The sequence below is a fragment of the Peptoniphilus sp. oral taxon 836 str. F0141 genome, assembly GCF_000179335.1.
Classification (GTDB): Bacteria; Bacillota; Clostridia; order Tissierellales; family Peptoniphilaceae; genus Peptoniphilus_A; species Peptoniphilus_A lacrimalis.
This window is the reverse complement of the sequence record NZ_AEAA01000111.1, coordinates 1-21,279: the sequence shown is the minus strand read 5'-3', so window position 1 is coordinate 21,279 and position 21,279 is coordinate 1. Positions and strand designations below refer to the sequence as shown.

Annotated in this window: 17 protein-coding genes and 2 pseudogenes; all 19 read right to left on the bottom strand. The window is 29.2% G+C overall.

Annotation, left to right across the window (positions count from 1 at the left end; all coding sequences use genetic code 11):
* Nucleotides 1-259, bottom strand: a pseudogene (locus tag HMPREF9131_RS05805) (tRNA (guanosine(37)-N1)-methyltransferase TrmD); the annotation flags it as partial.
* Nucleotides 256-756 (bottom strand): ribosome maturation factor RimM, encoded by a 501-nt coding sequence (gene rimM / locus HMPREF9131_RS05800; RefSeq protein WP_009345929.1) that lies wholly within the window; start codon nt 754-756, stop codon nt 256-258. The gene rimM and the pseudogene HMPREF9131_RS05805, both read right to left, overlap by 4 nt.
* Nucleotides 740-979, bottom strand: coding sequence for a KH domain-containing protein (locus HMPREF9131_RS05795; protein WP_004825665.1), 240 nt, complete (start codon nt 977-979; stop codon nt 740-742). The genes rimM and HMPREF9131_RS05795 overlap by 17 nt, the downstream gene beginning before the upstream one ends.
* A gap of 12 nt (nt 980-991) precedes the next feature.
* Nucleotides 992-1,288 carry a 30S ribosomal protein S16 gene (rpsP, locus tag HMPREF9131_RS05790; protein ID WP_004825655.1) on the bottom strand — a complete coding sequence of 99 codons (297 nt, stop codon included), beginning with the start codon at nt 1,286-1,288 and terminating at the stop codon, nt 992-994.
* 48 nt (nt 1,289-1,336) lie between these two features.
* Nucleotides 1,337-2,673 (bottom strand): annotated as a pseudogene (gene ffh, locus HMPREF9131_RS05785) (signal recognition particle protein).
* Between the two features lie 10 nt (nt 2,674-2,683).
* Nucleotides 2,684-3,037, bottom strand: coding sequence for a YlxM family DNA-binding protein (ylxM, locus tag HMPREF9131_RS05780; RefSeq protein ID WP_009345923.1), 354 nt, complete (start codon nt 3,035-3,037; stop codon nt 2,684-2,686).
* Nucleotides 3,038-3,139: 102 nt separating this feature from the next.
* Nucleotides 3,140-4,405 carry a signal recognition particle-docking protein FtsY gene (gene ftsY, locus HMPREF9131_RS05775; protein ID WP_009345924.1) on the bottom strand — a complete coding sequence of 422 codons (1,266 nt, stop codon included), beginning with the start codon at nt 4,403-4,405 and terminating at the stop codon, nt 3,140-3,142.
* An 8-nt stretch (nt 4,406-4,413) separates the two neighbouring features.
* Nucleotides 4,414-7,950 carry a chromosome segregation protein SMC gene (gene smc, locus HMPREF9131_RS05770; RefSeq protein ID WP_009345915.1) on the bottom strand — a complete coding sequence of 1,179 codons (3,537 nt, stop codon included), beginning with the start codon at nt 7,948-7,950 and terminating at the stop codon, nt 4,414-4,416.
* Nucleotides 7,941-8,996 carry an elongator complex protein 3 gene (locus tag HMPREF9131_RS05765; protein WP_009345931.1) on the bottom strand — a complete coding sequence of 352 codons (1,056 nt, stop codon included), beginning with the start codon at nt 8,994-8,996 and terminating at the stop codon, nt 7,941-7,943. The genes smc and HMPREF9131_RS05765 overlap by 10 nt, the downstream gene beginning before the upstream one ends.
* Nucleotides 8,989-9,681, bottom strand: coding sequence for a ribonuclease III (rnc, locus tag HMPREF9131_RS05760; protein ID WP_009345928.1), 693 nt, complete (start codon nt 9,679-9,681; stop codon nt 8,989-8,991). Before rnc ends, HMPREF9131_RS05765 begins: the two co-directional genes overlap by 8 nt.
* Before the next feature lie 5 nt (nt 9,682-9,686).
* Nucleotides 9,687-9,914, bottom strand: coding sequence for an acyl carrier protein (locus tag HMPREF9131_RS05755; RefSeq protein ID WP_004824608.1), 228 nt, complete (start codon nt 9,912-9,914; stop codon nt 9,687-9,689).
* A complete protein-coding gene (gene plsX, locus HMPREF9131_RS05750) occupies nt 9,914-10,900 on the bottom strand; it encodes a phosphate acyltransferase PlsX (protein WP_009345919.1) in 987 nt (328 codons plus the stop codon). Before plsX ends, HMPREF9131_RS05755 begins: the two co-directional genes overlap by 1 nt.
* Nucleotides 10,901-11,063: 163 nt before the next feature.
* Nucleotides 11,064-14,600, bottom strand: coding sequence for a pyruvate:ferredoxin (flavodoxin) oxidoreductase (gene nifJ, locus HMPREF9131_RS05745; protein WP_009345926.1), 3,537 nt, complete (start codon nt 14,598-14,600; stop codon nt 11,064-11,066).
* 257 nt (nt 14,601-14,857) lie between these two features.
* Nucleotides 14,858-15,772, bottom strand: a complete 915-nt coding sequence (gene hprK, locus HMPREF9131_RS05735) for an HPr(Ser) kinase/phosphatase (RefSeq protein WP_009345918.1) — start codon at nt 15,770-15,772, stop codon at nt 14,858-14,860.
* A complete protein-coding gene (gene uvrC / locus HMPREF9131_RS05730; RefSeq protein ID WP_009345922.1) occupies nt 15,769-17,628 on the bottom strand; it encodes an excinuclease ABC subunit UvrC in 1,860 nt (619 codons plus the stop codon). Before uvrC ends, hprK begins: the two co-directional genes overlap by 4 nt.
* Before the next feature lie 4 nt (nt 17,629-17,632).
* Nucleotides 17,633-19,393 (bottom strand): aminopeptidase P family protein, encoded by a 1,761-nt coding sequence (locus tag HMPREF9131_RS05725; protein ID WP_009345914.1) that lies wholly within the window; start codon nt 19,391-19,393, stop codon nt 17,633-17,635.
* A gap of 91 nt (nt 19,394-19,484) precedes the next feature.
* Nucleotides 19,485-20,264: a 5'-nucleotidase C-terminal domain-containing protein gene (locus HMPREF9131_RS08720; protein WP_009345921.1), complete on the bottom strand. Its 780-nt coding sequence runs from the start codon at nt 20,262-20,264 to the stop codon at nt 19,485-19,487.
* A 367-nt stretch (nt 20,265-20,631) separates the two neighbouring features.
* Nucleotides 20,632-20,937, bottom strand: a complete 306-nt coding sequence (locus HMPREF9131_RS08715) for a metallophosphoesterase (RefSeq protein WP_009345925.1) — start codon at nt 20,935-20,937, stop codon at nt 20,632-20,634.
* A gap of 1 nt (nt 20,938) precedes the next feature.
* A partial coding sequence (locus HMPREF9131_RS05715) for an ABC transporter permease (RefSeq protein ID WP_009345930.1) occupies nt 20,939-21,279 on the bottom strand: 341 nt, incomplete at its 5' end.

Below are 21,279 nucleotides of genomic sequence, written 5' to 3'. Positions count from 1 at the left end.
AGCACTTAAAAAATAAACTTTTGCCTTTTTGACTTTTGCAGCTTTCAATAGCTTGAACTATTGGAGAAACCTGCATAAGCATTCCTGGCCCACCACCAAAAGGATAATCATCTACTTGTAGATACTTATTAATAGCAAAATCTCTAATATCTATTACCTCAAGTTCTACAATATTGTCTTTTATAGCTCTTCCAACAATTGAATAATCCCTAAGCGAATTAATAAACTCCGGAAATAAAGTTAGTACAGAAATTTTCACTCTCTCATCCCTTCAATGGGGTCAGCTATAATAACATCTCCAATATCCTTAACAAATTCCTTAACATTTGGTATATAGTAGCGAAAATTCTCGTTTTTAATAACAAGAACATCATTTGCTGGATAAGAATCTATTTTTTCCAAAATTCCAAGAAATTCATTATTTGAATCATAAACTTCCTTACCAATTAAGTCCCATACATAAAAAGTCCCTTGTGGCAATTTTTCTCTGTCCTTATCATAAATATATAGATATGAATTTTTAAATTTCAAGACATCATTAATATCATCATGTCCTTTTATTTTTAAAAAAACAAAACCTTTGTCATATCTTACAGAAGAGATTTCATAAGAGTCTTTATTTTGACCTAAAAGTATATAATCCAGCTTAGAATATCTTTTGATATTATCAGTAAAAGGTCTTACTTTAAGCTCTCCCTTTATACCAAAAGTATTAATAATCTCGCCTATACAAGTTAAATCATTCTTGGATTTCATCTATTTCTAAATTGACCTTTATTTCTTCTTTTAATGATACAGCTTTTAAAATAGACCTGATTGCTTTTGCAATTCTGCCTTGTTTTCCAATAACTTTTCCCATGTCGGTTGAAGAGACTTGTAGAAGTATATTGTTAACATCTTCGCCTTCTTGAGAGCTTACTTTAACCTTTTCCGGTTCATCAACTAAAGACTTTGCAATGTATTCAATTAATTCAACCATGTATGCCTCCAATTATTTATTTATTGGTTCTTCTTGAGCTTCTTCATTTTTAGAAGCTTCTTTATTTATATAAACAGAATTTTCTCTAAAAAGTCTATCTACTGTATCAGTAGGTTTAGCTCCATTTAGAATCCATGTGTTAGCTTTTTCACTGTTTACAACAAATTTCTTTGGTTGAGTCAATGGATCATAATAACCAATTTCTTCGATTACTCTACCATCTCTAGGACTACGTGAATCCGCTACAACAACTCTATAAAATGGTTTTTTCTTAGTACCCATTCTTCTTAATCTAATTTTAACTGCCAATTAATTCACCTCCATAATTAAAATAAATTTATTTAAAAAATAAATTACCTAAAATGAAAAAGGCATTTTAAACCTTTTTTTCTTCATGCCCTTAGACATGTTTCCAAATTGTTTCATAAGTTTTCTTAAATCTTTAAATTGTTTTATCAACTTATTAACTTCTGCAGGGCTAGTCCCTGAACCTAAAGCTATTCTCTTTCTTCTTGACGAATCTATAATATCGGGTTTAATTCTTTCTTTTTTGGTCATGGACCTTATTATTGCTTCTACTTTTGCAAGTTCACCCTCTGGTAACTTTACTCCCTTCAAAGCTTTTGAATTCACTCCCGGAAGCATTCCTAAAATATCTTCCAAAGGACCCATCTTTTTAATTTGCATCATTTGGTCAAGAAAATCATCAAAGGTAAAAGTCTGATTAATTATTTTTCTTCTAATTCTTTAGCCTTCTTTTCATCAACAATAGCTTCAGCTTTTTCAATAAGGCTTAACATATCGCCCATGCCTAAAATTCTTGAAGCCATCCTATCTGGATGGAAGACTTCAATGTTATCCATCTTTTCGCCTGATGCAATAAATTTAATAGGCACATCAGTTACAGCTCTTATAGAAAGGGCCGCTCCACCTCTTGCATCACCGTCAAGTTTAGTTAAAATAACCCCAGTAAGTTTTAAGGTATCATCAAAAGTGTCTGCTACATTTACAGCTTCTTGTCCTGTCATAGAATCAAGCACCAGTAAAACCTCAGATGGTTCTAAGGCATCATAGATGTTTTTTAATTCTTGCATCAGTTTTTCATCTATTTGAAGTCTTCCAGCAGTATCAATAATTAAAACATCATTTCCATTTTTCTTAGCATGTTCAAGAGATGCTTTTGAAATGTCAACAGGATCAATTTTATCACCCATAGTAAAAACTGGAACATCTACAGATTTACCTACAACTTGTAGCTGTTTTATTGCAGCAGGTCTATAAACATCACACGCTACTAAAAGTGGTCTTTTGCCTTCTTGTTTCATCTTATTAGCAAGCTTACCGGCTGTTGTAGTTTTTCCAGCCCCTTGTAGACCACACATTAAAATAACTGTTGGCTTCTTAGAGTAATCAATTTTTACCTGCTCTTTTCCCATAAGGTTTTTAAGCTCATCGTTAACAATTTTAATTACCTGTTGACCAGGTGTTAATGATTCTAAAACTTGAGAGCCTAAAGCTCTTTCTTTAGTGTTTTTTATAAAATCCTTAACTACCTTAAAATTTACATCTGCTTCTAAAAGAGCAAGCTTAACCTCTCTCATAGCTGCATCAATATCTTTTTCAGTTAATTTACCCTTGCCTGTTAATTTATTAAGAGTATTTTGTAATTTTTCAGATAAAGATTCAAAAACCACAATACACCCCCTATTCCAAGATTAAGGTTTTAATCTTTTTGTAGAGAACTTTATCATATTCTCTACTATTTTTTTCAAACTCATCAAAGTATTTTTCTAGTTTTTCTTTTTTTAAAAGAGCTTCTTTATCTCTTTTTTCTGTAATATCTATGAGTTTAAGTTTTTTTTCATAATTTTCTAAGTTATTCTCTGCTCTTTTCATATTATCAGAAACAGCTTGTTTTGAAATATTAAATTCATTTGCTATTTCATTTAAAGAGCAATCATAAATATAATACATACTCATTACTCTTCTCTGTTTTTGTGGTAGTAAAGAACCATAAAAATCCATAAGAGTATTTATGCGAAAAAACTTATCTTCCATATAATCACCATATTTATAAGGGTCAACCTTTTTACTTGACCTCTAGTATTAAACCATAAATTTCTTTTTTTGTCAATATTATTTACTTATTTATATAAAATATTATCCAAAAATTCCTTGCAAGAAATTATCTAAATTGAAATCTTGTAAATCGTAGATTCCTTCACCTACTCCCACAAGTTTTATGGGAATTTGTAGTTCAGATTGTAAAGCTATGACAACGCCTCCCTTGGCGGTCCCATCAAGTTTAGTTAAAGCAATGCCTGTAATATTTACAGCTTCTTTGAAAGTTTTTGCCTGATTCATAGCATTTTGACCAGTTGTTGCATCAAGAACAAGAAGTGTTTCTCTGTAAGCTTCAGGATATTTTTTGTCTATTATTCTATTAATTTTTTCTAATTCTTTCATTAAATTAGCTTTGTTGTGTAATCTTCCGGCTGTGTCGACTATTAGTATATCAGCATTTCTACTTTTTGCTGCTGTAATAGCATCAAAAACAACGGCTGCCGGGTCTTGACCTTCACTATGGCTAATTATATCAACATTTACCCTACTTCCCCATTCTTTTAGTTGGTCAATTGCTGCAGCTCTAAAAGTATCCGCTGCCGCAATTAAAACAGATTTTCCTTCATCCTTATACCTTTTTGCAAGTTTGCCAATCGTTGTAGTTTTACCTACACCATTTACTCCTACAACTAAAATTATTGATGGAGAAACATCGCTTATTCCTTTATTTAATTCTTCATTCATTAATTTTTTTGTTTCAGACTTTAAAATATCTTTAACTTTAGATGGGTCGTTAATTTTTTCCTTGATTATAGTTTCCCTTAAATTATCAATTAATTTCATTGTAGTATCCATTCCAACATCAGCTGAAATTAAAATATCTTCAAGGTCTTCAAGCATATCATCATCAATTTTTACATAATTTCCCATTACGGTATTGATTTTTATGCCTACTTCTTTTCTTGTCTTATCAAGACCGCTCATTAATTTTTTGAAGAAGTTAACTTTACCCTTGTCTTCATTGGGGGCTTCATCATTATCTAATTCTGAAGAATTTTCTGCCTCAATTTCTTCTTTAATTTCTTCAGTATTAAAATTTTCTTCAATTTCTTCTTTAACTTCAACTGAATTATTAGATGTTTTTTCTAGCCCATCTTCTTCTATATTTTCTTTATTATCTATTTCTTTAGTAAGATCTAAATTTTTTTCCTCATCTAAAAGAGTATTTGCTTCGCTAAAAATCTCTTCATTTACCTTAGAATTCTCTTCTGGTATTTGCTCATTTTCTTCTTTGTTATTTATAGTATCTTCCTTAATTAAAGATTCTTTTTCTTTATTTTTCTTTTTAAACCAGTTAAACATAAGTCCTCCTATTGTAATTTTACTGAATATAGCTTACTAACACCTTTTTCTTCCATTGTCACTCCATACATAGTGCCTGCAATTTCCATAGTTAGTTTTCTGTGTGTAATCATAATAAATTGAATATTTTCTAGAGTTTTTAGATAATCACAATATTTTTTAATATTAGCATCATCAAGTGCAGCATCAATTTCATCTAATATGCAGAAAGGAGCTGGTCTAACTTTTAATAGGGCAAATAAAAGCGCAACAGCAGTAAGAGCTTTTTCTCCACCAGATAATAATGATAGTGATTGAAGTCTTTTTCCTGGTGGCATTGCCTTTATTTCGATGCCTCCATCTAAAATTTCGCCAGTCAACTCAATTTCCGCCTTGCCTCCATCAAATAAAATTTTAAAAATTTCATTGAAATTCTTAGAAATCTCGGCAAAAGACTTTTTAAAAATTTCTTTCATTTCCTTATCTAAATCTCTCAATATATTTTCAATTTCTTCACCGGAATTTAATAGGTCCTGTCTTTGCTTTAAATTCATCTCTAGTCTTTCTTTTATCAATTCATATTCACCAATTGAATTTAAATTCACTGGTCCTAAATCCTGCAAATCTTTTTTTAACTTTTTAATTTCTTTTTCAGAAATCCTACCTAAATCTTTGTTTACTGCCTCATTTACAGAGGTTAAGTTATATTCTTCCTCTATTCTTCTCAAAGAATCATTTAAAATTTCTTCTTTTCTTTCAACTTTTGACCTGTTCTTTTCTCTTAAATTATTTAAATCAATCAGCTCTTCTTTAATTTTATCTTTATTTTCTCTAATTTCTTTTAATTTAAGACTTAAATTAGTTTTCTCTTCTCTCAAAGTCTTGTCTATTTCAATATTGCAAGACGATGAATTTTCATTTTCAATCAAATCACTTTCAAAAGTAGCTATACTCTCTTCATTTATGGTAATTTCATTTTTTAAATTATTTTCCCTTTCATAAGAGCTATTGATAGCTTCATCTAAAACCTTAATCTCATCTGTCAATCTCTTTATCTCAATTTTTAAATAATTATTTTTCTCCTCAATTTCTCTTCTATTTAAGATATTTTCTTGAAATTCTTCTCTTAGGCTTTCAAGCTCACTTTTCTTATCAAGTAAATTATTTGAAAAATCATTTTTAGATAAACTTAATGATGAAAGGCTCGTATTTACCTCTTCTAACTTCTTCTTGTTATTCTCAATTTCTAACTCATCTGAGGCTAAGCTTTTATAAATATCATCCAATTCACTATTATATCTACTTAAATACTCTTCGTTATTTAATTTAGAATTTTTTATATTTTCTATACTAATCTTTAAACTATTTATTATTTGTTCCAGTTCATTTATCTCTTTTTTATTATCTTGTTCAAGAATTTTATATTTATCAAGATTTTTGCTCAAATTTTCAAGTTTTTCGCTTTGACTTTGTATTTTTAAATTAATATCATCAAATTGTTCTTTCTTTTCCTTCAAATCATTTTTTCTAGAAATTAAATCTAAGTTTGACTTATTTACATATCCACCAGTAATAGAGCCTGTAGTATTAAAAATATCTCCATCTAAGGTTACAATCCTAAATTTGTTATTCAAAGTTTTTTGAAGTTTTGAGGCATTGGTAAAATTATCACATACAATAATTTTCCCCAATAAATTTGAATAAATATTATAAAACTTATCTTGAAAAGAGATTAAGTTTATTGCAAAATCAATAGCGCCCATATTCTTATAGGGATTTAAGTTTAGATTTGAATTATTATTTTTAATATTATCAAGAGGCATAAAGGTAATTCTGCCAAATTTTTCCTTTTGTAAAAGTTCTATCATTGGGCTAACATCAGTTAATTTCTCTACTATTATGTTTTGCAGAGAACCACCTAAAGCAACAGAAATGGCTTTTTGGTATTTCTTTTCAAAATAAATATTATCTCCAACACTACCTAATATTTTATTCTTAAATAAGTTTATTTTATTAGTATAATTCATAAAAGATTTTACACTACGATTGTATCCATCATAATTTTCAGATAAACTTTTTAAAAAATTCAAACGATTTAGTATATCTTTAGACTTAAAATTTAAATCTTCTATATTTTTACTTTGACTTTGAAATTCTCCATTAAGCTTTGATAAATTAGATGTTATTTCATCAGACTCTTTTAATTTAGCCTTTAATTTATCTTGTGAAGTCTTTAATTTTTCCTCATTGACTTTTAAAGAATCTATAAGTTCTATTTGATTTTCACTAAAATTAGAAATATTATTTTTTAAAATTTGGGATCTTTGTTTTTTATCTTCAAGGAAATTTTCTAAAGTTTGATTTTTAAAAGTTAAATTTTTAATTTGATTTTCTAATTCAAGTTCAGTCTTTCTTTTAGAATCCTCAAATTTTTCTTGTGAATCAATTTCTTTTTTTAAAATATCCAACTTATTTTTATTTTCTTCAATAATTATATTCAGTTCAGAAAGTTTATCTTCATTTAGTTTAAGAGTTTCAGTATTTTTATTAATACTTTCATTATTATTTTCAATTTTTTCTTTGTCTTTTTGGGCATCACTTAATAAATTCTTAATAGTAAGCTGTAAAGATGAGATTTTTTCTTTAAGTATTTCAATGTTAGAACTATTTTTTTGCTTAGTTAAATTATTTGTATTTATAAGCTCTTGGTTCTTATCAATTCTAACTTCAGTTAGTTCTAAGTTTTTCTCTAGTTCTTCTTCCTCTATATTTAATGATGATATTTGATTTTCAATTGAATTTATCTTAGTAATTATTTGATTATATTCTTCAGATAAATTTTTTAGATCAACTTGCAATTTCTGGTTATTAAAGTAAACAAAGTTAATATCTTTCTCTTTTAATTCATTAAAAATTTTAAGATATCTTTTAGCTTTTAACATTTGAATTTTTAAAGTGCCTTCTTGATTTTCAATTTCTGAGATGATGTCTGAGAGCCTGGTGAGATTATCCTTTGCCCTTTGTAATTTGTTTTGAGACTCTTTCTTTTTAAATTTATACTTTGAAATTCCAGCCGCTTCCTCAAAAATACTTCTTCTATCTTCAGCTTTATTGGATAAAATAGAATCAATTCTACCTTGACCTATAAGTGAATACCCATCTTTACCAATTCCTGTATCCATGAAAAGTTCTTTGATATCTTTAAGCCTGCATTTTACATTATTTATTAAGAATTCTGATTCTAAAGAACGATACATTTTTCTAGTAACAGAAACCTCAGTGTAATCACTGAGAAGACTCTTGTCAGAATTATCAAAAACTATTGTAACCTGAGCTAAGCCAAGAGGTCGCATATTATCAGTGCCTGAAAAAATAATATCTTCCATTTTTTGACCTCTTAAGTTTTTTGCTGAAGATTCTCCTAAGACCCACATAATAGCATCTGTAATATTTGATTTACCACTACCATTGGGACCGACTATAGCCGTTATATCCTTATTAAATTCAATTTTAGTTTTTTTTGCAAAGGATTTAAATCCTTCAATATAAACAGCTTTTAAATACATTTATTCTCCATCTTATAATAATCTCTTATATCTATATTTTTATCATCTATTTCAAGGGTGAAATTATCTAATTTTTTCTCCCTTAAAACCAACTTGTTTAACTTTAAATTTTCAATTAATTTTTTCTTATTCTTTGATTTTTGACCTGCTATATTTGATATATTTCTTCCGTTAGCATAGATTAATATATCTTTTTTCTCATCATTAGCGAGCAAATAATTTTTAAGGCAATTATACAAATAATTTCCTTCAACTAACTGCCTATAAGCCGGATGAAATGGTCCTGCAACTACATCTCCATTATAATTAATATTTTCTGTTGGTTGCAAGCCTACCCTAATAACATTGATATTATTTTTATAGTACAAATTAAGTATATCAGAAACGATACTTATTGAATCAGAAAGACTCAAGGCATCATAAGTCCCTTCATATAAATCATTTTCAAGAGCAGTATCTTTAACAACAAGAGTCGGATAAATTCTTACACAGTGTGGATTTAACTTAACAAACTCTTTAGCAGTGTAATAAGATTTAGAAAAACTATCTCCTGGAAGACCTATCATCTGTTGCAGACCTAATTTAAATCCATAATCCTTAATTAGCTCTGATGACTTTTGAACACACTTGCTATCATGACCTCTGTTTGAAAGAATTAAAACACCATCATCAAGACTTTGAACCCCTAATTCAATAATGTCTACTCCAAATTTTTTTAAATTATCCAAAGTATCAGTGTCTATACAATCAGGTCTGGTAGATAACCTTATATTATTGACTAAACCTTTCTTTTTATATTTAAAAGCAACAGATAAAAGTTCCGACTGAATATTCTTATCTATAGCAGTAAAAGACCCTCCATAAAAAGCAACTTCAACATTATCTTTTCTCTTAAAATAAGACAGATATTCCAAAATAGTTTTCTCAACTATATCACTTGAAATATCTGTAGAAACACCTGTGATTTTTTTTTGGTTACAAAAGCAGCAATCTAAAGGGCAACCCAAGTGAGGAACGAAAATAGGTATGATATTTAATTTACTCATCAAAATCACCTAAAACTTTTAAAGCTTCATAAGCAGCCATCTGTTCAGATTTCTTTTTTGTTTTACCCATACCCTTACCATAGATTTTGCCTGAAATTAAAACACTAGAAGAAAATGTCTTGTCATTGTCTGGACCTATTTCATCAGTTAAAACATACTTGATAGTACAAGAGTCCTTTTGAACAAATTCCTGTAACTTAGACTTATAATCTCTGTCATATAGCATTATTTCATCAAAAATATCTTCAAATAAGGCTAATATAACTTTTCTTGCAATTTTAAAGGAAGAATCTAAAAAAATTGCTCCAATAAGGGCTTCAAAAGCATCTGCTAAAATTGATTCCCTAAATTTTCCTCCGTTTTTTATTTCACCCTTGCCAAAATGAATAAGCTCTCCTAATTTTATATGATTAGCTACAACAGCCAAAGCGTGTTCATTTACACTTGCAGAACGCAATTTTGAAAGTTCACCTTCATTATAAAGCTCATATTTTTTATAGTAATATTCACCCATAACAAGTCCCAAAACTGCATCTCCTAAAAATTCTAACCTCTCATTAGAATCAAAAGATTTGAGATTATTTTCATTTACATAAGAAGAATGCGTCAAAGCCTTGTCTAATAAAGCGTGATTCTTAAAAAAATAATTTAAATTCTTTTCAAGAGTTTCTTTGTCAACTGACACACCTATCACTGTTCCAATTCTTCAACATATTCTAAAACATCGCCAATTGTTTTTAATTCTTCTATTTTTTCATCATCAACTTGAACATCAAGTTCGTCTTCAATAGACATAATAAGTTCAACAAGTTCAATAGAATCAGCATTTAAGTCATCTTGAAAACTCATGTCTTCTCTTAAATCACTAACTTCCATATTAAATTCATCAGCTATTAATTTTAAAATAGTATCTCTCATTAATTTTCCCCCAAATTATTTTTAATTTTATTAATTAATTCTTTATTATAAATATCTATTGCATAGGCACAAGCATTCTTAATTGCTTTAGCATCTGAATTACCATGAGCCTTAATAATAGGTTTTTCAAGACCCAACAAAATTGTGCCACCAACTTCTTTAGCATCTAATTTTTTAGAAAAATTACCTAAAATATTGGACATAAATTGCTTTTCATTATCACTTCCATGGCCAGTTTTTAAAGTGTAAAATAAACTTTTTAAAATAAATTCTGCTATACCTTCAATTCCTTTTAAAAGAACATTACCAACAAAACCATCGCATAAAACAAGATCAGCTTCTGTATTAGTAATTTCTCTAGCCTCAACATTTCCAATAAAATTCAAATTTGAATTTTCTAATAATTCATAAGTTTCTTTAGCCAAGGAATTACCCTTACCTTTTTCACTACCAACATTTAATAAAGCAATTTTAGGATTATCTATATTATAATATTCCTTTAAATATACTGAACCCATTTGAGCAAATTGCTTAAGTAGTATAGAATCTGTATCCATATTAGCACCAGAATCAATTATCATTGTAGATTTCTTAAGTCCCGGAATGGAAGTTGGAAGAACAGCTCTTTTTACACCCTTAATTCTACCTACTAAAAAAAGTCCTCCTGCTAGAAGAGCTCCAGTTGAACCTGCAGAAATCACAGCATCTGCCTTAGATTCTTTTAATAAATTTAAAGCTACTACAATGGAAGCATCTTTCTTTTTCCTCAAAGCAAATGCAGGGTCTTCGTCATTTTCAATTTTTTGACTAGCACCTACAATTGAAATTTTTTCTTTATCATAGTCTAAATCATTTAGACAATCATTAATAAAATTTTCTTCACCAACAAAAATAATATCTATATTAAATTCATTAGAAGCATCAACTGCTCCTTTTATAATCTCTTTTGGATTATCTCCGCCATTAGCATCAAAAATTACTTTCATAATAACCTCCAAATACTATTTTAATATATATTATCGCATAAGAAAAATCAATATTATTAGAAAGAAATTTCAATAAATGCTAATTGATTAATTGTAATAAACTTGTATAAAAAAATATTTGTTGAGGAATTGCCCCAACAAATATTTAAAATCTTTATAATTATCAATCTACAGTTGCCTTGTCAGCATTTACATATGATTCGTATCTATCCTTAGCATTTTGTTCAGCTTCTTCGTAAAGTCTTTCAGCTCTTTCAGGGAACAATTTCTTAAGTGAAGTGTATCTAACTTCACCATCAAGGAATTCTCTGTAAGGTCTTGTAGGTTCTTTTGAATCAAGAACAAATGGATTTTTACCTTGTGCTTTAAGTTCAGGATTAAATCTATATAAGTGCCAATAGCCTGTTTCTACAGCTTTCTTTTCTTCTTCTATTGTCTTGCCCATGCCGGCTCTAATTCCGTGATTAATACATGGTGCATAAGCGATAATTAATGAAGGTCCTTTATAGGCTTCTGCTTCTTTTATTGCCTTAAATGCTTGATTTTTATCTGCACCTAAAGCTATTTGTGCTACATATACATAACCATAAGAAGTTGCCATTAAACCTAAGTCTTTTTTCTTAGTAATTTTTCCTGAAGCTGCAAATTGTGCAATAGCAGCAGTAGGTGTTGCCTTTGAAGCTTGACCTCCAGTATTAGAATATACTTCTGTATCAACTACTAAAACATTCAAATCTTCACCTGATGCAAGTACATGGTCAAGACCACCATAACCAATATCATAAGCCCAACCATCTCCACCAATTATCCATTGACTCTTTTTAATCAAGAATTTTTCAAGAGATTTTAATGTTTCTACAATTTGATCAGCTTTAGTATCATTAAATTTCCTATCAAGAATATTTATTACTTTAGCACTAGCTAGTTTTGAATCCTTATATTCATCCATACCTTCAATCCATTCACTAAAGATTGAATTTACTTCTTTGTCTATATTTAAATCAATAAATTCTTGCATTAAGTTCTTAATTCTATCTCTAGTTTGATGTTGAGAAACAGCCATACCATATCCATATTCAGCAGCATCTTCAAATAGAGAGTTTGCCCAAGAAGGTCCTCTTCCGCAATCATCTGTGCAATATGGCATTGATGGAGCAGATGCACCCCAAATTGATGAGCAACCTGTAGCATTTGCTATAGACATTCTATCTCCAAATAATTGGCTTACAAGTTTAACATAGGGAGTTTCACCACAGCCAGCACACGCTCCTGAAAATTCAAGATATGGTTTATAGAATTGTGAATTTTTAAAATTATTTAATTCTATATTATCTTGTTTAGATTTTACTGTTGTTGCAAATTCCCAGTTAATTGCTTGAACTTCAAGTTCTTTTTCATAAGGAGTCATTACTAAAGCTTTTTCTTTAGCAGGACAAACTTGAGCACAGTTACCACATCCAGTACAATCAAGCGGAGAAATTTGAATTCTGAATTCATAATCAGTTAATCCCTTGCCTCTAGCACTCATAGTTTCAAATGTTTCAGGCTTTTTCTTAGCTTCTTCTTTATCAAGTAAGAATGGTCTTATAACAGCGTGAGGACAAACTAATGAACATTGATTACATTGAATACAATTTTCTATCTTCCAATGTGGTACATTAACTGCAATTCCTCTCTTTTCATACTTACTAGTTCCATTGGGGAATGAACCATCAACATGATCCATTAAAGCTGAAACAGGAAGGTCATTACCAACTTGTCTTGTCATAGGGATAAGAATTTTATTTATAAATTCAGGTGCACTCTTTATTGAATGTTCATCTTCAACCTTGCAATCTGCCCATTTTGGATTAATCTTAACTTGATGAATAGATTTTACACCTTCGTCAACAGCCTTATAGTTCATTTGAACTATATCATCGCCCTTTACTCCATAATCTTTAACAATACCTTCTTTTAATAATTTAACTGCAAGATCAAGAGGTAACACTTGAGAAAGTTTGAAGAAAGCTGCTTGCATAACCATATTAGTTCTACCGCCTAATCCAACTTCAGCTGCAATTTTTGTTGCATTTATAGTATAGAAATCAACTTTTTTATCTGCAATATCTTTCTTTAAAGAATTTGGTAGATGTTCTTCTAACTGTTCATCATCCCAAGTTGTATTTAATAAGAATTTACCGCCTTGTTTTAATCCTCTAAGTAAATCATATTGATAAACATATGATTGTTTAGAGCAAGAGATAAAATCACTTTCTGATAATAAATATGTTGAGGTGATTTTGTGATTACCAAATCTCAAGTGGGACATAGTAACACCACCTGATTTTTTAGAATCATAATCAAAATAACCTTGTGCATACATATCTGTATTATCACCAATAATCTTAATTGCAGATTTATTAGCTCCTACTGTACCATCGGAACCAAATCCCCAGAATTTACATCTGATTGTGCCTTCTGGTTCAGTTGATATATGTTCACTTGTGTCAAGTGATTTATTCGTAACATCATCAACAATACCAATTGTGAAATTATTTATTGGTTTAGCAGCCTTTAGATTTTTAAATACTGAAAGTATTTGTGATGGGTTTGTATCCTTAGAACCTAAACCATAGATACCACCAATAATTATTGGCATCCTATCAGAACTATAAAATGCATTTCTAACATCTAAGTGTAAAGGTTGAGCTGGAGCTCCTTTTTCTTTAGTTCTATCTAATACTGCAATTCTTTCTACAGTTTTAGGAATACTTTCCAAAAACTTTTCAACTGCAAAAGGTCTATATAAATGTACTTTTAGAAGTCCTGTCTTTTGTCCTTTGCTATTTAGGTAATCAACAACTTCTTCTATACATTCATTTACAGATCCCATAGCAACAATAATATCTGTTGCATTTTTATCTCCGTAATAGTTGAATAATCCATAATTACGACCTGTAATTTTAGAAATTTTATCCATGTACTCTTCTACAATACTAGGAATTTCATCATAATATTTATTGCTTGCTTCAACTGATTGGAAATAAATATCAGGGTTTTGAGCAGTTCCTCTTGTTTGGGCACCATTGGGATTTAAAGCTCTTTCTTTAAATTCCTTAAGGGCTTTTTTATCTATTAAATCTTTTAAATCATCGTAATCTAAAACTTCAATCTTTTGAACCTCATGTGAAGTTCTAAAACCATCAAAGAAATGAATAAATGGAACTCGTCCCTTAAGAGCACTCAAGTGAGCAACTCCGGCAAGGTCCATAGCTTCTTGAACTGAATTTGAGCATAACAAAGCACAGCCAGTAGCTCTCGCAGCCATGACGTCTTGATGGTCACCAAATATACTTAAGGCATGTGAGGCCAAAGCTCTAGCGGCAACATGAAATACTCCTGGTAATAATTCTCCTGCTATCTTATACATATTTGGAATCATCAAAAGTAAACCTTGTGATGCTGTATAAGTTGATGTTAATGAACCTGCTTGCAATGAACCGTGCATTGCCCCAGCAGCTCCACCTTCTGCTTGTAATTCCTTAACTAAAACTTCTTGACCAAAAATATTTTTTCTTCCTTGAGAAGCCCAAGCATCAATATGTTCAGCCATTGGTGAAGACGGTGTGATAGGATAAATACATGAAACTTCTGAAAACGCATAAGCAACGTGAGCAGCAGCTTCATTACCATCCATGGTTTTGAATTTTTTTCCCATATTAGCCTCCATTTATTAATTTTATTAATATTAAACAACCGTACTTAATATAATTATAAAACCCTGCTTTATGTTTTGCAATAAATTCCATTAATTTTTTATAAAAATCTGTGAAATATAAAGTAAAATTTAAAGCTTTTTCCCCATTATTTTTAAATTTTTTTAATAATCTACAATATTTATACAATATTATATAATAAATAGATATTATATATAGAATATTATCTATTATTAACAAGTTTAAACAATTTTCCTAATTAAATTTTTCTCTCTTCTATAATTCTCTTGTTTAATTCAAGAGCAGGATTATAACCCAGTTCTTTTTGTTTGAAATGTCTTGTGGCTACTTCAATTATTAATGAAGTATGCCTTCCTGGCTTTACTGGAATAGTAAATTTTACCACATTCATTCCCAATAGATTTTCATAAGCATAGTCTATTCCTAACCTGTCATACTCCTTAGACTCATCCCAATCTACTAATTCTACAATAATTTCAACTTCCTTTTCTTCCATTACAAAGCCAATGCCAAACATTTTTTGTACATCTATTATACCTACACCTCTTATTTCCATGAAGTGCCTTGTGATGTTAGGAGATTTTCCCACTAATCTTTCGTTAATATTTTTAATAATTACTAAATCGTCAGAAATAAGTCTTGCACCATTTGAAATAAGATCAAGTGCAGTTTCGCTCTTACCTATTCCACTTCTACCCATTATTAAAACTCCTACTCCATAAATATCTAGTAAACATCCATGTACCCTAAGTGTAGGTGCTAATTCCTCATCTATCGTTGAAATAAGTTCAATAATAAATTTTGTAGATGTATCTGAACTCTTTAAAATGCTGATATCATATTTTTTTGCTAATTCATAAACGAAGGGAAAGATTTCATTATTCCTTGTGAAAATTATGCAGGGAAATTTAAATTTTAAAAGCTTTTCAAAGGATTCTCTAGCCTCATCTTCAGTTAAAGAATTTAAATAACCCCATTCACTATCACCAATAATTTGTATTCTTCCATCAACAAATTTATCAAATTCCCCTAAAAATTGGAGGCCTGGTCTATTGATTTCATCATTTTCTATACTAATATTAGAATAATCGCTAGACTTATTAATAACTTCCAATTTCATCTTCTTTACAAGATTTTCTAATTTTATAGTCATTTTTTTACTCCATTGAAATGATTATATAAAGACTCGGCACTCCTTATGTCCATTCCACTTACCTCTTTAAGTTCATCAACCGAAGCCTTTTTAATTTTATCTAAAGATTTAAAATATTTTAAAAGATTATTTTTTCTCTTTTCACCAATTAAAGGTATATCATCAAGCTCTGATTTAAACATATCTTTATTTCTAAGACTTCTGTGATAGTTTATGGCAAATCTATGTGCTTCTTCTTGAATTTTATATATCATTTTGTATCCTTTAGAATTTAAATCTAAACTGTATTCCTTGTTGTTATAAATAATACCCCTTGTAGTGTGAAAATCATCTTTAACAAGACCTATAACAACAATATTTACTCCCAGTTCTTTTAATACATCTAAGGCAATATTTACTTGCCCCTTGCCACCGTCCATCATAATCATATCAGGAAATCTAGAAAAAGAAGATGGACCTTTTTCTTTATCAATTCTTTCATTAATTCCCCTCAAAAATCTTCTAGTTAAAACTTCTTTAAGAGATGCATAATCATTTGGACCGATAACAGTTTTAATTCTGAATTTCCTATAGTCACTTTTTTTAGATTCTCCCTTTTCAAAAACTACCATAGAACCTACAGACTCAACGCCAGATATATTTGAAATATCGTAAGCTTCTATCCTGTTAAGTTTAATATCAAGTCCCAAGATGTCTGTTATTTCTTCAAGGGCTAGTGAATTAGACTTAGCTCTTTTTGCATACTTATCCCCATATTTATTGATCATATCTAGGGCATTTTTGTGCACCATTTGTATTAATTCTTTCTTTTGACCAATTTGTGGAACTGTTATTGTAACTTTATTTGATCTTTTTGTTGAAAGCCATTCTTCCAAAACCTCTTTCTGTGCTGGTTCTTCTTCAATTATTATCTCTTTAGGAATATAGGAAGTGCCATTGTAAAACTGTTTTATGAATGCAGAAAATATTTCTTCTAAAGGCTCATTAAAATAATCATTTAGCATATAATGTTCACGCCCAATAATTTTTCCATCCCTTATGAAAAATATTTGTATCAAGACTTCATCTATTCCCTTAGCAAGTGCAATTATATCCTTATCATTTGTAGACATAGGATTAGAGATTAACTGTTTTTCTCTTAATTCCTTCAAGTTTTTTATCCTGTCCCTTATTTCTGCTGCTTTTTCATATTCCAAATTATAAGAAAATTCTTTCATTTTATCTTCTAATCTAGTTAAAATTGCATCAGACTTCAAAGATAAAAAATCAAGAATTTCATCTATCATTTTTTTATAAGAATTTTCATCTACATTTCCCTGACAAGGACCAAGACATTTTCCTATATAAAAATTTAAGCACGCTCTATATTTACCCATATTTTTTTCCATATTTAAGGAACAAGTTCTCAATGGAAATAAACTTTCAAAAGTGTCTATGGAGTCATTAACTGCATAAACATCTGGATAGGGACCAAAATACTTAGCACCATCCTTTAAAATTCGTCTAGTTTTCATTACCCTTGGATAAAGTTCGTTAGTTGTAACTTTGATATATGGATATTGCTTATCGTCCCTAAGTAAAATATTATACTTGGGTAAATTATCTTTTATTAAGTTTGATTCTAAAATTAAGGATTCTACTTCATTTTCCACAATTATATATTCAAAATCATAAATATGACTAACCATAGATTTTACTTTGGCAGAAGATTTGCCATAGGAGCCAAAATATTGTCTTACCCTCTTACGCAAAGACTTTGCCTTCCCAACATATATAATTTCATCAGTAGAATTTTTCATTATATAAACTCCAGGCTTATCTGGAAGCTGAGCTAATCTTTCTTTTATATTAATCAAACTTTTACCTTTCTAATTCTTTTGTTACCTCTTTTAACCATTCTTTAACTGGTTCTTGTAAAAATGGTGAGAGTTTTTCATAAACCCTCTTATGATATTCATTAATAACTTCTAATTCCCTATCAGTCAATAGTTTTACATCAATAGCCTCGCATTCTATAGGGCAAAGGCTCATTGTATTAAACTTATAAAAAGTTCCATCATTATACTTTCCATCTTCAATAACTTCCATAATGTTTTCTATTCTGATACCATGTTTATTTTCTTTATAAACTCCAGGTTCATTAGAAACAATCATGCCTACTTTCATTTCATGAACACTTGTATTAGGTGAAATTCTCTGTGGACCTTCATGAACTGATAAGAAATATCCAACTCCGTGACCAGTTCCGCACTTATAATCCATATGATTTTGCCATAATGGATATCTGCAAATAGCATCTAGTCCCAAATCTGTAGTTCCCTTCAAAAATATTGCGTCCATCAAATCTAAATGACATTTTAAAGTTAAAGTAAAGTCAGTAATTTCTTCTTTGTTTAACTTCCCAAGAGCTATAGTCCTTGTCACATCTGTTGTTCCAGTAAAATATTGCCCACCAGAATCTACAAGATAAAATCCCTTAGCTTTTAAAGGGCTTTGTTTGCCTTTATGAGCACTATAATGCATCATAGCTGCATTTGACCCATAAGCAGATATAGTTTCAAAAGAATTAGAAAAATATAGATCTTCTTCAGCTCTAAATTTATCAAGTTGAAGTTGAGCATCATATTCTCCAATTTCTTCATCTTTAACCTTATTCTTTAACCAATAAATATATTTAGTGAGGGCAACCCCATCTCTAATATACGTTTGACGCTGATTTTCCAACTCTATAGGATTTTTTATTGCTTTCAAGTCATTTGTAATATTTGTACCAAAAATAAACTTATTATTATCCTCAAGAGATTTAAAAACCCTTCTATTTACCCTATCCTTATCAATGAATATATTTTTATTTTTATACTTTTCCAATTCCCTATAAAAATCATCATATTCTTTGATTTGCACAAAATTTTTCAGAGATTCTTTTATATCTTTAGCTTTTTCCTTTTGTAAAAATAATGTTGCATTGTTTTCTTCTATTATTAAATATGATAAAACAACTGGAGTGTATAGTATATCTTCCCCTCTAATATTTAATGCCCAACATATATCTTCAAGGTTTGTAATAACTGTCATATCAGCCTTTTTATCATTAAGCTTTTGTCTTATTCTTTTTAATTTATCTTCAAAAGATTCTCCAGCATACTTTTCTTCAAAAATAAAAGCTTTAGCACGAGGAAATTCCGGACGATTTTCCCAAAGGTCTTTAATTAAATCACAACTTTTTATTTTAACATTTTTCTTTTTTAAAGCTTCTTCTAATTTTTCATAGGTAGATTGCAAAAAATATAGATCATTAAAAGCTAAGCTCTGTCCATCTTTAATATTTTCTACTATCCATTTATCAAAATTTAGTACTCCTTCTTGACCTTGTTTCATTAAAGAAAATCCAAAATCCTTAATTTGTTTTTGGGCTTGAATATAATATCTTCCATCAGTCCAAAGATATGCAAAATCATCACCAATTACTGCAGTACCTGCTGAACCTGTAAAACCCGTTATAAATTCTCTTTCTTTAAAATAATCAGGTAAATATTCACAAGAATGAGGATCTAATGTTGGAACTATATAATAATCAACTCCAAATTTTTTCATTTCTTTTCTTAATTTATCTAAAATCATTAAATCACGTCCTTTTACAATATTATAATATCATAAATTTACAATTATTTAATAAAAAATAGACCCATAAAGAGTCTATAATAAATATATTTTATTTTTCAAGTTCCGAAGCTCTGCCACTTCTAAAGGCATCAATAAGAATTTCTGAAATCTCCTTGTCAAAAGATTTAACAACTTTCAAATCTTTATACATATCAAAGTTTCCCGCTCCTGTTGCCCTATAATTATTCATGGCAATTTTAAACTTATCCCCATCCTTAACAGGCTTGCCTTTAAAAGTTATATTTGAAATTCTCTCATAAAAATCTTTTGTAAAATCAACATCAAAATCTATACCATAGAAAAAATCAAAATTATAATGCTCTTCTTTTGGAATCAAGAAATTTTTATTAATTGTATTTTCATTTTCAAGATAGGTGAAATTTTGTTCCAAAGCTTTTTTTAGTTTTTCAGCAGAAATTTCCAAAACGATTAAAGTGTTAGGAAATCTATAGGTGTTTAAAATTTCTCTTATACTTACATTTTCTCTAAGTCCAGAAATTTCATTAGCAAAAGATGTTATGGAAATATCAGCTTTTGAATAATCAATAATTATCTTATTAAAAAAATCTGCCAAAATACTTCCATGTTTTGCTCTTTGAATTTTATCTTCATCGGGATAAGGCCTTTTTAATTTACATAATTTATTATCCAAAAAATCTTGAACTTTATCATCAATATATTTGTATTTATTATATATATTGGTATTTATTTTTTCACCTTTAAATATTTTAGAAGATTTACTATCTAAATCTACTAAAACAAAACCTTCTCCATTTGCAGGAGCCTGACTAGTATAAGTATTATAAATCTTTTTTCCTTCAAAGGGCATATGTTGGTGACCAGTTAAAAGTAAATCAAAATTGAAATTTTTTAGAATCTCCCCACCTACATTTTCATCTGTTTTTGTATTTTTTTCTAATGTTTCAAGATCTATATCATAGCCCCCATGGTAAAGACATATTTTATAGTCACAGTCTTTAATATATTTGAAATTATCTGAAATTGCATCTAAAGGCTTAGTAATAATAAAATTTTCAATATTTTCTTTTCTCTCCCAAAGCTTTATCCAATCTGTAACAACTCCTATGATTCCAAGAGTCTTGCCATTATTTAGTTTTTTTATAATATAATCACTTGTTATTATTTCTTTATTTTTATCCTTAACATTGGCACAAATAAGGGTAGAATTTCTACGGTCAACTAAATTTTTTCAAGTAAGCATAACCATAATTAAAATCATGGTTTCCTAATGTGTAATAGTCAATCTTAAACTCGTTTAAGATGTCAGCCATGAGTTCAGGATTATTTTCTTTTTCTAAATAATAAGCTAGTGATGAGCCTTGTAAAATATCACCAGCATCAAGAAGTATGGTATTTTCATCTCTGTAAGAATTTATTTGGTCGATAAAGGATATATAACCCTTTTTCTTAATATTTCTATCTAAATAATCTGTTGGAAATAAATAACCATGTACATCTGAAGTATATATAATTTTAGTCATATTAACCTCTAACTAATTTTTTTCTTATTTTTGTTGAGAAAAATTCAATAATTATAACAAGGACAATTAAGCCAATTAAAATAGATCCTACTTGATTCCACCTGTAAGAATTTATAGCAAACATAAGTGGAGAACCAATACCACCTGCACCAACTAAACCTAATACAGAGGCATCTCTTAAATTCATATCAAATCTATAGATACCAGTTGAAATAAAATTAGCTGAAAGCTGAGGTAAAATTCCAAATCTAATTTTTCTAAAAGATGTACAACCGAGAGCCTCTAAAGATTCTAAAATATTTTTATTAAGATCAAGTATTGTATCTGAAAAGAGTTTAGTTA

Coding starts and splice junctions, on each gene's coding strand:
- HMPREF9131_RS05755 (WP_004824608.1), bottom strand. CDS start 9,914: ATGAGAGATACTATTTTAAAATTAATAGCTGATGAATTTAATATGGAA.
- smc (WP_009345915.1), bottom strand. CDS start 7,950: ATGTATTTAAAAGCTGTTTATATTGAAGGATTTAAATCCTTTGCAAAA.
- HMPREF9131_RS08715 (WP_009345925.1), bottom strand. CDS start 20,937: ATGACTAAAATTATATATACTTCAGATGTACATGGTTATTTATTTCCA.
- HMPREF9131_RS05765 (WP_009345931.1), bottom strand. CDS start 8,996: ATGAGTAAATTAAATATCATACCTATTTTCGTTCCTCACTTGGGTTGC.
- hprK (WP_009345918.1), bottom strand. CDS start 15,772: ATGACTATAAAATTAGAAAATCTTGTAAAGAAGATGAAATTGGAAGTT.
- HMPREF9131_RS08720 (WP_009345921.1), bottom strand. CDS start 20,264: ATGCCCTTTGAAGGAAAAAAGATTTATAATACTTATACTAGTCAGGCT.
- ylxM (WP_009345923.1), bottom strand. CDS start 3,037: ATGGAAGATAAGTTTTTTCGCATAAATACTCTTATGGATTTTTATGGT.
- nifJ (WP_009345926.1), bottom strand. CDS start 14,600: ATGGGAAAAAAATTCAAAACCATGGATGGTAATGAAGCTGCTGCTCAC.
- ftsY (WP_009345924.1), bottom strand. CDS start 4,405: ATGTTTAACTGGTTTAAAAAGAAAAATAAAGAAAAAGAATCTTTAATT.
- plsX (WP_009345919.1), bottom strand. CDS start 10,900: ATGAAAGTAATTTTTGATGCTAATGGCGGAGATAATCCAAAAGAGATT.
- HMPREF9131_RS05725 (WP_009345914.1), bottom strand. CDS start 19,393: ATGATTTTAGATAAATTAAGAAAAGAAATGAAAAAATTTGGAGTTGAT.
- HMPREF9131_RS05795 (WP_004825665.1), bottom strand. CDS start 979: ATGGTTGAATTAATTGAATACATTGCAAAGTCTTTAGTTGATGAACCG.
- rimM (WP_009345929.1), bottom strand. CDS start 756: ATGAAATCCAAGAATGATTTAACTTGTATAGGCGAGATTATTAATACT.